Annotated in this window: 8 protein-coding genes; 2 read left to right on the top strand and 6 right to left on the bottom strand. The window is 72.5% G+C overall.

The window, feature by feature from the left end; genetic code table 11:
• Position 1: 1 nt before the first annotated feature.
• Positions 2-3,529, bottom strand: a complete 3,528-nt coding sequence (gene smc, locus AX018_RS14255; protein ID WP_111878191.1) for a chromosome segregation protein SMC — start codon at positions 3,527-3,529, stop codon at positions 2-4.
• A gap of 326 nt (positions 3,530-3,855) precedes the next feature.
• Between smc and xopAP the strand changes: the two genes are divergently transcribed.
• Positions 3,856-5,160, top strand: coding sequence for a XopAP family type III secretion system effector (gene xopAP / locus AX018_RS14250; RefSeq protein WP_111878189.1), 1,305 nt, complete (start codon positions 3,856-3,858; stop codon positions 5,158-5,160).
• A gap of 11 nt (positions 5,161-5,171) precedes the next feature.
• Here xopAP and AX018_RS14245 read toward each other — a convergent pair whose 3' ends face one another.
• From AX018_RS14245 to AX018_RS14235, 3 genes are all read right to left on the bottom strand, one after another.
• Positions 5,172-5,507, bottom strand: coding sequence for a YnfA family protein (locus tag AX018_RS14245; RefSeq protein ID WP_111878186.1), 336 nt, complete (start codon positions 5,505-5,507; stop codon positions 5,172-5,174).
• 52 nt (positions 5,508-5,559) lie between these two features.
• Positions 5,560-8,706, bottom strand: a complete 3,147-nt coding sequence (locus AX018_RS14240; protein ID WP_111878183.1) for a bifunctional diguanylate cyclase/phosphodiesterase — start codon at positions 8,704-8,706, stop codon at positions 5,560-5,562.
• A 239-nt stretch (positions 8,707-8,945) separates the two neighbouring features.
• Complete coding sequence (locus tag AX018_RS14235; RefSeq protein WP_111878180.1) at positions 8,946-10,226, bottom strand: arsenic transporter; 1,281 nt, start codon at positions 10,224-10,226, stop codon at positions 8,946-8,948.
• 196 nt (positions 10,227-10,422) lie between these two features.
• On the opposite strand from AX018_RS14235, the gene AX018_RS14230 reads away from it, so the two are divergent.
• A complete protein-coding gene (locus AX018_RS14230) occupies positions 10,423-12,267 on the top strand; it encodes an ABC transporter ATP-binding protein (protein WP_111878271.1) in 1,845 nt (614 codons plus the stop codon).
• An 84-nt stretch (positions 12,268-12,351) separates the two neighbouring features.
• Here the strand turns inward: AX018_RS14230 and AX018_RS14225 are convergent, their stop codons facing one another.
• The gene (locus AX018_RS14225; RefSeq protein WP_111878177.1) at positions 12,352-12,918 is read right to left on the bottom strand and encodes a sugar O-acetyltransferase; all 567 of its coding nucleotides are present in this window, start codon (positions 12,916-12,918) and stop codon (positions 12,352-12,354) included.
• Between the two features lie 215 nt (positions 12,919-13,133).
• Positions 13,134-13,514 (bottom strand): hypothetical protein (locus tag AX018_RS14220; RefSeq protein WP_245951557.1); only part of this gene is annotated, 381 nt, incomplete at its 5' end.

Here is a 13,514-nt window from a genome sequence, read left to right as displayed (position 1 = left end):
ATCATGCATCGGCCATCGAGAGCGCGGACTCCATGTCCACCGCGACGATGCGCGAGACGCCCTGCTCCTGCATGGTGACGCCGATGAGCTGCTCGGCCATTTCCATGGCGATCTTGTTGTGGCTGATGAAGAGGAACTGCGTGCTCTGGCTCATGGCCGCGACGAGTTTGGCATAGCGCTCGGTGTTGGCGTCGTCCAGCGGCGCGTCCACCTCGTCGAGCAGGCAGAACGGCGCGGGATTGAGCTGGAAGATGGCGAACACGAGCGCGATGGCGGTGAGCGCCTTCTCGCCGCCCGAGAGCAGGTGGATGGTCTGGTTCTTCTTGCCGGGCGGCTGGGCCATGACCTGCACGCCGGAGTCGAGGATTTCGTCGCCGGTCATGATGAGGCGCGCCTGGCCGCCGCCGAACAGCTCGGGGAACATGCGGCCGAAATGCCCGTTCACGGTCTCGAAGGTGCCCGAGAGCAGCGTGCGCGTCTCGGCGTCGATCTTGCGGATCGCGTCCTCCAGCGTGGTCATGGCCTGCGTCAGGTCTTCGGTCTGGGCGTCGAGGAAGGTCTTGCGCTCGCGCGCGAGCTGGAGTTCGTCGAGCGCCGCGAGGTTCACCGCGCCCAGGGCTGCGATCTCGCGGTGCAGCCGGTCGATCTCGGCCTGCAGGCCCGCCGCGCGCACCCCGCCCTGCTCGATGGAGCGCGCGATCGCTTCCAGGTCGGCCTGCGCGTCGGTCAGCAGGCTGGCGTACTGCTCCAGGCCCAGGCGCGCGGCCTGCTCCTTGAGCTGGAAGTCGGTGATGCGCTGGCGCAGCGGGTCGAGCGCGCGTTCGAGCTGCAGCCGCCGCTCGTCGCTGGCGCGCAGCCTGGCCGTGAGGTCGTCGTATTCGCTGCGCCGGGCGGCGAGCGCCTTCTCGCGCTCCATCTTCAGGTCCAGCGCCTGCTGCAGCCCGCCCTGGGCCGCGGCGGAGGAGAGCCGCCCCATCTCGTCCTGCGCGCGCTGCTGCTCGTCGGCCAGCGAGGTGACCTGGGCGCGCGCGGTGTCGATGGCGCGGCCCAGCTCGGCGCGCCGCGCCTCCAGGCTGCGGCGGGAGAAGGTGGCCTCCTGGGCCTGCCGCTCCAGGCTGCGCTGCTGCTCGCGGCATTCGGCCAGCCGGCGTTCGGCCTCGATCACGCGGTCGCCCATCTGCGCGTGGCGCTCCTGGCTGTCGGCGAGCTGCATGTCCAGCTCCTCGAAGCGGGCCTCGGCGGTCGCGCCGCGCTCCTCCAGGTCGCCCAGCTGGGCTTCGACCTCGGCCAGATCGGCGCCGATCTGCTCGCCGCGCGCGCGGGCCTGCTCGGCCAGCTGGCCGAGGCGCAGGCTCTCGACCTGCAGCTCGTGGCGGCGCCCCTGGGCCTCGCCGGCCTCGCGCCGCGCGGCCACGAGGCGCTGGGAGGCGTCGGCATAGGCGGCCTCGGCGCGCACCAGGGCCGTGCGCGATTCCTCGTGGATGAGGGTCTGGGCGCGCAGCTCTTTTTCGAGGTGCTCGATCTCCTGCGCGCGCGCCAGCAGGCCGGACTGCTCGGAGTCCTGCGCGTAGAAGCTCACGCCGTGCGCGCCCACGGCATGGCCGCCGGGCACGTAGATGGCCTCGCCCGGGCGCAGCTGCGCGCGGCGGTCGAGGGCCTCGTCGAGCGTGGCCGCCGTCTGGCAGCCGTGCAGCCAGTCGGCCAGCACCGCCCGCAGGCCGGCCTCGGGCACGCGCAGCAGGTCCGCGAGGCGCGGGGCGCCCTGCGCGCCCGGCTCGGGCGCGGCGGCGGCGGGCGCGCTGTAGAACGCCAGCCGGGCCGGGGGCGCGTCCTGCGCGCCCGCGCCGAGGAAGCCGCGCACGGTGTCGAGCCGGCCCACCTCCAGCGCGCCCAGGCGCTCGCGCAGCGCCGCCTCCAGCGCGTTCTCCCAGCCGGGCTCGATGTGCAGGCGGCTCCAGAGGCCCTGCAGCCCGTCCAGCCCGTGGCGGGCGAGCCAGGGCGCGAGCTTGCCGTCGATCTTGACCTTCTCCTGCAGGGCCTTGAGGGCATCGAGCCGCGCGGACAGGTCCGCCTGCCGGGCGCCCTCGGCGTTCACCGCCTGCTGGCGGGCGCGGCGCTCTTCGTCGAGCTGGGGCACGCTGTCCTGCAGCTCGGCCAGCCGGGCCTCGGCCATCTCGGCGGCTTCCTCGGCGGCGGCGAGCTGCTCGCGCAGGTTGGCGAGCCGGGCCTCGTCGGGCGCGGCCAGCGCGTTGCGGTCGGCGCGCAGGCGCTCGTGGCGGGCCTCGAACTGGCGGCGCTGCTCCTGCACGCTGCGCTGCTCGGCGGCCAGCACCTGGATCTGCTGCTGCACCTGCACCACGGAGGCGCGCTGGGCCTCGGCGCGCTGCTGGGCCTGCCGCAGGGCTTCTTCCAGGTCGGGCAATTGCAGGGACTGCTCCTCGACCTGGGCGGCCAGCAGTTCGGCGCGCTCCTCGGCGTCCACGCCGGCGCCGGCGAGGTTCTCCATCTCGGCCTCGGCGTCGTCCTTGCGGGCGGACCACTGCACGATCTGCTCGGCGAGCTGGGCCAGGCGCTGCTCCACGCGCTGGCGGCCCTCGACCACGTAGCGGATCTCGGCCTCCAGCTTGCCGACCTCGGCCGTGGCCTCGTAGAGGCGGCCCTGGGCCTGGTTGACCTGGTCGCCGGCCGCGTAGTGCGCCTGGCGGATGGTTTCGAGGTCGGCCTCCACGTGGCGCAGGTCGGCCATGCGCGATTCGAGGTCGTTCACGGCCTGCAGGCCCTCGGTGCGCACGCGGGCCTGCTCGGCCTCGGCATCGGCGCGCTTGAGGAACCAGAGCTGGTGCTGGCGCAGGGTGGCGTCGGCCTGCAGGGCGTTGTAGCGGGCGGCCACCTCGGCCTGCTTTTCCAGACGTTCGAGGTTGGCGTTCAGCTCGCGCAGGATGTCTTCCACGCGGGTGAGGTTCTCGCGGGTGTCGGCGAGGCGGTTCTCGGTCTCGCGGCGGCGCTCCTTGTACTTGGAGACGCCGGCGGCCTCCTCCAGGAACAGGCGCAGCTCTTCCGGGCGCGACTCGATGATGCGGCTGATGGTGCCCTGGCCGATGATGGCGTAGGCGCGCGGGCCCAGGCCGGTGCCCAGGAACACGTCCTGCACGTCGCGGCGGCGCACGGGCTGGTTGTTGATGAAGTAGCTGCTGTTGCCCTCGCGCGTGAGCACGCGCTTGACGGCGATCTCGCCGTACTGGTTCCACTGGCCGCCGGCGCGGTGGTCGGCGTTGTCGAAGACCAGCTCCACGCTGGAGCGGCTGGCGGGCTTGCGGTGCGTGGTGCCGTTGAAGATCACGTCCTGCATCGACTCGCCGCGCAGCTCGCTGGCCTTGGACTCGCCCAGCACCCAGCGTACGGCGTCCATGATGTTGGACTTGCCGCAGCCGTTGGGGCCCACCACGCCCACGAGCTGGCCCGGCAGCATGAAGTGCGTGGGTTCGGCGAACGACTTGAAGCCGGCGAGTTTGATGGAGTTGAGACGCACGGGTCGGGCGGCAGGCGTGGGAGCGGGCGTGGCGGAGGGCGGCGGGGCCCGTGCCCGGAACCGGCCGGGCGGCATGGGCCCCAGGCCGGGCGGGCAGCGCCGGATGATACCGTGGCCCACCCCCCTCCCGGCGGGAAAAGGCGCACCGCGCGGGGCTTCGCGGCGCGCGGCCGCCCTTCGCCTGGGCCCTGCGCGCAGGCGGCGCGCCGCGGTGCAATCCCGCCAGGTGCCCTTCTCCCCCGCCCGCCCCGTGGGTGCGCCAGACCCGCGACAGCCATCGCGGCGCGGCGAGAGGGGCGGTTCCAGCCCCCCTCGACCCTTCCGACATGGCCCCATCCCCGCTCGCATCCACCCAGCCGTCTGCCCGCATCGGTCCATCCGGCCCCCTGGCTTCCCCGGCCCGGGAGGCGCCCGCTGCGGGCCCGCGCAGCGCCCTGCTGGTCCCCGGCGTTCCCCTGCCCGCCCGCGCGGGGGGCGGCGCCGCAAGCGCGCTGCGGCTGGGAGCCGGGCGTGCCCGGGCCCCGGTTCCGGTCGTGCGCGCCGGCGCGCGGGGCCTGCCGCCCATCGATCCGGCACGGGTGGACCTCGGCCGCGCGCTGGTCCACGTGGATCTGCCGGCCCGGCCTGCCGGCGCGGCGCGTCTCCAGCGGGGAGCCCCGGCCCCGCAGTCGCTGGACCGCATGCGCCGGGAAGTGCTCGAATGCATGCGCGCGTGCGCCGGCCACGCCTACACGGTGGACCCCCGGGAGATTCCCGCCGTGGGCGGGCTGGCGTTCGACGAGGCATGGTCCACGCCCTCGCTCCGGTGCTGGCGGGGCGGGCATCCCGAGGCCACGGCCCTGGTGCTGGCGTTCTCGGGCACCCGCATGGACGACCGCAAGGACCTGCTCTGCGATCTCAGCAGCCAATGGTCCCTGCCCCACGCCAATCCCCTCGGGCAGGACCTGCCCTCGCTGGGCACGGTGGGCATGGGCTGGCAGGAGCGCTGGCGCTCCGAGGCCCGGACCCTGCGGGCGGACGGGTTCCTCCTGGCCGCGCTGCTGTCCGCGCAGGCGGCCGAGGCCCGCGATGCCGGCCGCCTGCTGTCGGTGTCCGTGGTGGGGCACAGCCTGGGCGCGGTGGTGGCCACGCTCGCCGGGGCCGACATCGCCAGCTTCCTGCGCCGGCACGGGGCCGCCGGGCAGGTGAGCGCCTATGCCTTCAATCCGCCGAGGCTGGGGCCGGCCGGCATCGGGGACCGCTACCGGGAGGCCCTGGAATCCGGGGAGGCGCCGGAGATGCGCTTCGCGCTGCGCCAGCTCGCGCGCCAGGGCGACCCCATCCAGTCGATGCCGTTCAACATGCACCACCCCGGCTGGGCCGCACGCGCCGGCACGACGACCACGGACCGCGCCCCGCCCGCTGACGCGGATGCGGAACGGGGTGCCCACCTCGCGACCTACACCGATCGGCTCTCCAGCCCCTGGAACCCCGCGGAGAACCACGAACTCCCGCCCTGGGAGTCCTCGATCCTCGGGGACATATCCGAGCGCGAGCTGCGCAGCCTGTTTACGGGAAGCCCGGCGCGGAAAAATGAAGGCCGGAATGCCTTCACGTCATTGTCGATGTTGAATGGACTGCTATCAAAATAGCAGCAAACACCTCACGCGCCGGCGCGCGGCGCGAAGGCGATGATGGCCATCCCCGCCAGCGTGACGGCCCCGCCCGCGATGTCCCAGCCGGTGGGGCGGATGCCGTCCACGGCCCAGAGCCAGCCCAGGGCCACCACCACGTACACCCCGCCGTACGCGGCATACACGCGGCCGGCCGCTGCCGGGTGCAGGGTCAGCAGCCAGGCGAAGAGCGCGAGGCTGAGCGCGCCCGGCAGCAGCAGCCACGCACCGTGGCCCTGGCGCAGCCACAGCCACGGCAGGTAGCAGCCGACGATCTCGGCCAGGGCGGTCACGGCGTAGAGCGCGAGGGTCTTGATTTCCGGCATGGGGGCGGGTGTGCTTTCTTCTCGGTTTTCCATGGCGCCGCGCGCCAGCCGGTCATGAGCCGCCCGCGGTGACAGGCGACTCCGAGGGGGGCACCTGCGGCGCGAGCGTCAGGACCAGCTGCTCGAAGGCATCGGCGGCGATGGGCCGGCTCAGCAGGTAGCCCTGCCACGCGTTGCAGCGGTTGCGCTCCAGGAACACCCGCTGCGCCTCGGTTTCCACGCCCTCGGCGATCACGCGCAGGCCCAGGCTCGTGCCCAGCGCGACGATGGTGCGGGCGATGGAGGCGTCGTTGGGGTCGGTCAACACGTCGCGCACGAAGCTCTGGTCGATCTTGAGTTCGTCCAGCGGCAGGCGCTTGAGGTAGGCGAGCGACGAGTACCCCGTGCCGAAGTCGTCCAGCGAGAATCCGACGCCATAGGCGCGCAGCTGCTGCATCTTGGCGATGGTGTCCTCCAGGTCCTGCAGCAGCATGCTCTCGGTCATCTCCAGCTTGAGCTGGCGGCCCTCTGCGCCGCTGCTGGCCAGCGCCGCGAGCACCTGCCCCACGAAGCCACCCTGGTGGAACTGCCGGGCGCTGACATTGACCGACAGCCCGATCTGCGAGAGCGCCGGCTGCTTCGCCCACTGCGCGAGCCGCTCGCAGGCGGCGCGCAGCACCCACTCGCCCAGGGGCAGGATGAGGCCGGTTTCCTCGGCCAGCGGCACGAAGTCCGCGGGCGACACGAAGCCGCGCACGGGATGGCGCCAGCGCAGCAGCGCCTCCGCGCCGGTGATGCGGCCGTGGTCCACCTGCGGCTGGTAGAACAGCTCGAACTCGCCGCGCGCGAGGCCCTCGCGCAGGTCCGATTCGAGCGCCGCGCGCGCCGCCACCGAGGCCTGCATCTGCGGGTCGTAGAACTGCAGCGCGTTGCGCCCGCCGGCCTTGGCCTGGTACATCGCGAGGTCGGAGCGCTGCAGCAGCTCGTCCACCGTTTCGCGCTGGCCCTGGAACACCGTCACGCCCATGCTGACCGTGGTGTGGCGCGGCTCGCCTTCGATCAGGAAGGGCTGGCGCATGGCGGCCAGGATCTTCTGGCCCAGCTCCTCGGCCCGCGCGGCCGCGCCCTGCGGGCTCTGCCCCAGGTCTTCCAGCACCACCACGAACTCGTCGCCGCCGTGGCGCGCCACCGTGTCCTCGGGCTGCACGCAGCCGCGCAGCCGCTGCGCCACCTGGCGCAGCAGCAGGTCGCCGCGCTCGTGGCCCTGGGTCTCGTTGAGCGTCTTGAAGTTGTCCAGGTCCAGCATCAGCACCGCGCCGCAGCGGCCGCGCCGCTTGCTGGCGGCCACCGTCTGCTGCAGGCGGTCCACCAGCAGCCGGCGGTTGGGCAGCTGCGTGAGCGGGTCGTAGTAGGCCAGGTAGTGGATCTCTTCCTCGGCGGCCTTGTGCTGGCTCAGGTCCACCAGCGTGATGAGGCATTCCCCCTCCAGCAGCACGCCGGCCATGTCCACGGTGCGGACCACGCCGTCGCGGCAGGTGAGGGTGTGCTCGCGCGGGGGGATGGTGCCGTCGCCGGCGCGGGCCGACTGGCAGGCCGCCTGCCATTCGGCGATGGCCTGCACGCGCTCGGATTCGGCCGGCAGCGCGAGGCGCCAGAAGTCGGCCACCGTGGGCGTGTCCTGCGGGCCGTAGCCGCAGATCTGCTCGAAGCGCTCGTTGCGAAAGCTCAGGGTGCCATCCGGCCGCACGAGGCAAACGCCCACCGGCAGGCGGTAGAGGATGTGCCGCAGGCGCGCCTCGCTGCCCTGCTGCGCCTCTTCCATGCGCTTGCGCGCGGTGATGTCCTGCACCACGGCGATGTGGTGGCCGGACGGCACGCCCGGGCCGCGCATCTGCGACACGGCGAGGTCGGCCCACACGGTGGCGCCGCTCTTGTGGCGGTAGCGCTTCTCCAGCCGGAACTCGGGGATCTCGCCCGCGACCAGGCGGTCGATCAGCACCTGGCTCCGCGCCATGTCGTCTTCCACGGTGACGTCTCTCACGGTGAGCCGTTCGATCTCGTGCGGCGCATGGCCCAGCAGCTCGCAGAACCGGGTGTTGGCCCGCACGAAGCGCCCGGTGGCCCCATCGACCTGCGCCACGCCCACGGCGGCCTGGTCGAATAGCGCGCGGAACCGCTCCTCGCCCGCGTTCGCGGCGGCCATCCCCCGGGCATTCCGGCGGCGCCATGCCAGGGCCAGCAACGCCAGCAGCCCCGTCGCAAGCGCGCCGGCCAGGCCCGTCATCAGCGGCAGGCACTGTTCGGCGGGCGAGAGGAACGAGGCCTCGGGCACGAACGCGAGCCGCCAGCGGCGGTCGTACACCACCAGATCGCGCTCGTAGCGCCGGGCGCCCGGGCTGGCCTGTGACGCGGGAAATTCCAGCAAGGTGCGCTCTTCGGCGGGCGAGACCCCGCGCACCGAGCCGAGGTCCATCACCCCGAGCGCGAGGCCCGCCAGGTGGCCCTCGTCCCGCAGGGCGCGGATGAGGTCGGGGAAGCGGATGGAGGCCGCCACCGAGCCGATGTAGCGGCGCCCCGCGTCGGCGCCGTCGATGAACACCGGCACGCGCAGGCTGAAGCCGGACTGCGGCGTCTGCGCATACGGCGCCGAGGCCAGGATGTTGCCGCTGTCGCGGCTGTAGCGCACCGACTCCATGGTGGCCTCCAGGGCCCCCATGTCCAGCCCCATCAGTTCCTCGTTGCCCGAGCGGGGCCAGATGTAGTCGGCCACGTAGTAGTCGGGCCGGTCCCCGCGCGGGCGGATCGTGAACCGGGGGAACCCCTCGGGCTGCAGCGAGGTGTCGGCGCGCACGCGCTCCTCGAAGGCGGCCTTCTCGGCATGGGTCACGTAACGGGTGAAAGCGAGGTTGGCGATGCCCGCGTACTGCTGGCCCAGCCGCAGCTCGCGCAGCGCGTTCTCGAACTCGGCGCGGCCCAGCCGGGGATTGGCCAGGAACAGGCCCCGCAGCCCGGTCAGCAGGCCCGCGTAGCTGCCGATGCGCGTCTCCAGCGCCGCCGTGGCCGATGCGGCCTCGCGCGTGAAGCGTTCGTGCGCGATGCGGTCCACCGAGGCCTTCTGCCAGTGCCAGAGGTACCCGCTGGCGGCCAGCCCCACCGCAGCCATGGCCACGCCCGGCCACCAGAGCCATGAAGGCGAGCGCGGGACGGAGAGGGAAGGCATGGGAGGAGACCGGCGGCGGCCGGGCAAGCAAAGCGGTGGAGGATAGCGGTAACCAGCGCCGGTTTCGGGTCAGGAAACGCAAATGTGGAATTTTGTAACAATCACAAAAGCATCATCGATAGCCTTTGCCTGCGGCCACTGCAGCCTTTCGGGCCGGCGGCCCTGGCGCCTGCGGCCGCGCAGGCCCTGCCCCACCCTGGAAACCGCTATCCGTGGACCCTGGAGAACGTGTTTACGCTCTACGGGCGCGCCACCAGCATCGACATGCCCTGCAGCGTGGCCAGGGCCGCCAGCAGCGCCGGCGGCATCACCCAGGCGCCGTGGCGGATGAACTGCCAGGCGCTCACCTCCAGGCCCTCGCGGCGCAGGGCCGACAGCCACAGCAGCGTGGCCAGCGAGCCCGTGATGGAGAGGTTCGGCCCCAGGTCGATCCCGATGAGCGCAGCGGCCCGCAGCGGCTCCGCCGCCTGGGCGGCATCGAGCGCCGCGCCGGCCAGCAGCCCGGCGGGCAGGTTGTTGACCAGATTGGCGCCGAAGCCCAGCACCGCCCCCAGGCCGGGCGCAACCGCGAGCGGCGCCGCCGCGGCCGCCTGGCCCAGCAGCCGCGCCAGCTGGCCGACCACGCCGGTGGCCTCCAGGGCCTGCACGAACACGAACAGCCCCGCCACCAGCGGCAGCACGCCCCAGGACACGGACCGCAGCACCGGCAGCACGGCATGGCCGCAGCCGGCGCGCAGCAGCACCAGCGTGAACAGCGCGGCGCCCAGCGTGGGCGCGCCCAGCGGCACGCGCCACCAGGCGCAGGCCACGAGGATGGCGGCCGACACCGCCAGCCCCGCCGCCGCGAGGCGCCCCCCGGCGCCCAGCGGCCGCGCGGGCACCTCTACCGCCACCGGCCGCGCGATCTCGCGGCGCACCCGCCAGCGCAGCACGGCATAGGTCATGCCGATGGCCGCCACCGACGGCAGGCCGAAGAGCGCCAGCCAGTGCGGCAGCGAGGGCATCTGGCCGCCGCCCCAGAGCACGAGGTTGGCCGGGTTGGAGATCGGCAGCACGAAGCTGGCCGCGTTCGCGACGAACGCGCAGATCAGCAGATAGGGCAGCGGCGAGGCCCCCACCGCGCGCGCCACGGCGAACACCGCCGGCGTGAGGACCACGGCGGTGGCGTCGTTGGAGAGCGTGGCGGTGACCAGCGTGCCCACGCCGAACACCCAGGCGAAGAGCCGCGTGCCGGAACCCCGCGCGCGGCGCGCCGCCTGCACCGCGAGCCAGTCGAACACGCCCTCGCGCCGGGCCATCTCCGACAGCAGCATCATCCCCGCGAGGAACAGGTAGACGTCGTGCCCGCGCAGCACCCCCTTCCAGGCCTCGCCCCAGGGCAGCAGCCCGAAGCCCGCCAGCACCAGCGCGCCGGCCACGGCCCAGACGGCCTCGGGCACCCGCCCCGGCCGCACGATGACCGCCGCCATCGCGGCGGCGATCACGCCCCATGTCCACCACGGATGGGCCAGTGTGAGCATTGCGGGGGGTCCTTTCGTCGCGGGGGGATGAGTAAGAAACGGGCGCGGGGGCCCGGCAGGCCGCGCCGATTCTAGGGAGGCGTGCCATCGGCCGCGGATTTCGCCCGTCCCCGCCCGGGGGAGCAAAGGCCCCTCGCCCCCTCCTGACACGCCGCCGGCCTACCATTGCGGGTTGACCCCCGGAGTGAGCCCGCCCGTGTTCCAGTTCTTCGAAAAACGCATTCCCCCCTATCCCGCCATCGAGCCCGTCCTGCCGCCCACGGGCTTCCTGGCCTTCGTCTGGGCCTGCACGCGCGGCCTGCGCGGCCACGTGCTGGCCATGGCCGGGCTCTCGGCCGCCATCGCCGTGTACGAGGCCCTGCTCTTTTCCGTGCTCGGGCACGTGGTGGACTGGCTCACGCAGGTCTCGCCCACGGCGCTCTGGGCCGAGCGGCGCGGCACGCTGGCGCTGATCCTCGCGATGATGGCCGGCAGCGTCGTGATCGTGCTGCTGCAGACCAGCGTCAAGCACCAGGTGCTGGCCATCAACTTCCCGCTGCGGCTGCGCTGGAACTTCCACCGCCTGATGCTGGGGCAGAGCATGGCCTTCTACGCGGACGAATTCGCCGGCCGCATCACCACCAAGGTCATGCAGACCGCGCTCGCCGTGCGCGACATGCTCTTCACCACCACCGACGTGGTGATCGGCATGGGCGTGTATCTCGTCACCATCCTGGTGCTCGCGGCGGGGTTCGACGCCCGGCTGCTGCTGCCTTTCCTGGCCTGGGCGCTGTGCTACGCGGCCACCTGCTGGTACTTCGTGCCCCGCCTGGGCAAGGTGAGCAAGGCGCAGGCCGACGCGCGCGCCGTGATGACCGGGCGCATCACCGACGCCTACACCAACATCGCCACCGTCAAGCTGTTCTCGCACACGCGGCGCGAGGCCGAGTTCGCCCGCGCGGCCATGGATGCCTTCAAGCTCACGGGCTATGCGCAGATGCGGCTCGTCAGCGCCTTCGAGATCGTGAACCACGTCCTCGTCGTGGCGATGATCCTCGGCGCCTGCGGCATGGCGCTGTGGCTGTGGTCGCTGGGCCAGGTGGGCGCGGGCGCGGTGGCCGCCGTCACCGCCATGGCGCTGCGCGTCTCGGGCCACGCGCACTGGGTGATGTGGGAGGTGACCACGCTGTTCGAGAGCGTGGGCACCATCCAGGACGGCATCAACACCCTCACCCGGCCCCGCGCCGTGGTGGACGCCCCCGACGCCCGGCCCCTCGCCGTGGCGCAGGGCGAGGTGCGCTTCGAGGGCGTGACCTTCGGCTACCAGCCCGGCAGGCCGGTGATCGACGACCTGCACCTGACGATCCGCCCGGGCGAGCGCATCGGCCTCATCGGCCGCTCGGGCGCGGGCAAGTCCACGCTGGTCAACCTGCTGCTGCGCTTCCACGACGTGCAGTCGGGCCGGGTGCTGATCAGCGGGCAGGACATCGCCCACGTCACGCAGGACAGCCTGCGCCAGGCCATCGGCATGGTCACGCAGGACACCTCGCTGCTGCACCGCTCCATGCGCGACAACATCCTCTACGGCCGCCCCGACGCCACCGAGGCCGAGATGCGCGCGGCCGCCGAGCGCGCGGAGGCCTCGGACTTCATCGACCAGCTCACCGACCTGCAGGGCCGCAGCGGCTACGAGGCCCAGGTGGGCGAGCGCGGCGTGAAGCTCTCGGGCGGCCAGCGCCAGCGCGTGGCCATCGCCCGCGTGATGCTCAAGGACGCCCCCATCCTGCTGCTGGACGAGGCCACGAGCGCGCTCGACTCCGAGGTGGAGGCCGCCATCCAGCAGAGCCTGGACACGCTCATGCGCGGCAAGACCGTGATCGCCATCGCGCACCGGCTCTCCACCATCGCCGCCATGGACCGGCTCATCGTGCTCGATGCCGGCCGCATCGTGGAGGAAGGCACCCACGCGCAGTTGCTGGCGCAGGGCGGTGTGTACGCGCGGCTCTGGGCCCACCAGAGCGGCGGCTTCCTGGGCGAGACGGAGGACAGCGGCACGGAGTGAGCGCCTTCCAGGTGCCGGAGGCCGGATGTCGCCGGTTTTACTGGATAGTTTGCTATGCTTTGAATAGCAATCGTACCGGCGCGCTCATTGCCCCGGGCGCAGCACGCGGGCCGGATTGCCCGCCACCGTGGCGCCGGCCGGCACATCACGCGTGACCACGCTGCCCGCTCCGATCAGCGCGCCGTCGCCCACCGCCACCCCGGGCAGCACGATGGCCCCGCCGCCGATCCACACGTCGCGCCCGATGCGCACCGGCCGGCCGAACTCCACGCCCGTGGCGCGCTGCGCCGCATCGCGCGGGTGGTCGGCCGCAAGGATCTGCACGCCCGGGCCGATCTGCGTGCCCTCGCCGATGCGCACCTCCACCACGTCCAGGATCACGCAGTTGAAGTTGAGGAACACGCCGGTGCCCAGGTGGATGTTGAAGCCGTAGTCGCAGTGGAACGGGGGCCGCACCACCGCGCCCCCGCCCACCGAGCCCAACCCTTCGGCCAGCAGGCGGTGGCGGGCGGCCGCGCCCAGCGCCGCATGCGCCATGCCGTCGTTGTAGCGGGCCAGCCAGCGGCGCGCGGCGTCCATGCCGGCCTGCAGTTCAGGGTCTGCGACATGGTAGGGCTCACCGGCCAGCATCTTCTGTTTTTCGGTTTTCATCCGGGCGATGATGGAGCGCCGCCCCGGCCCCGTCTGTCGGCCAGGGGCCCCAAAACCCGCCGCATGGGTATTTCAGGAAGGTTTTGGGCTCCATGTCGCCATATCTGCTGCATTGTTTGCTCTACTTTTAATAGCAAACAGCAACTCACGCGCCGCGCAAGCGCGGGTCCTGGCCGGCGGGCCTCGGCGGCAGCCTGCCCGAGCCCGCACGGGTGTCAGTTCACCAGGTCCGCGACCGATTTGGCCAGCTTCGCGATCCACTTCGCGACGCTTTCGTAGCTCTTCGTCAGGAAGTCGTTGATCGCCGCCATCATCTGGGAACGCATGGTGGCTTCGGTCAACGCGTTCTGGTTGGCCATCTGCTGTTCCTGGGTCTTGATCGCATCCTGCGTGGCAGCGTCGGCCTGCGTGGCAGCTTCGGCCTGATGGGGGCCCTGGCCGTTGTCGAGCTTCTTCTCGTCATCGCCCGGTTTGGCCTTGGAATCCGTTGCGATATCGGTCGGAGACTTCGGGCCTGACTCGTCAGCGGGCACCTTGCTGTCGGACTCGGCATGCACCTCGGCCTTCTTCTCGGGCACTGCCGTGGGTTCGGTCTG

It is taken from the genome of Paracidovorax anthurii, assembly GCF_003269065.1.
GTDB lineage: Bacteria > Pseudomonadota > Gammaproteobacteria > Burkholderiales > Burkholderiaceae_C > Paracidovorax > Paracidovorax anthurii.
This window is presented reverse-complemented; position numbering and strand designations above follow the sequence as displayed.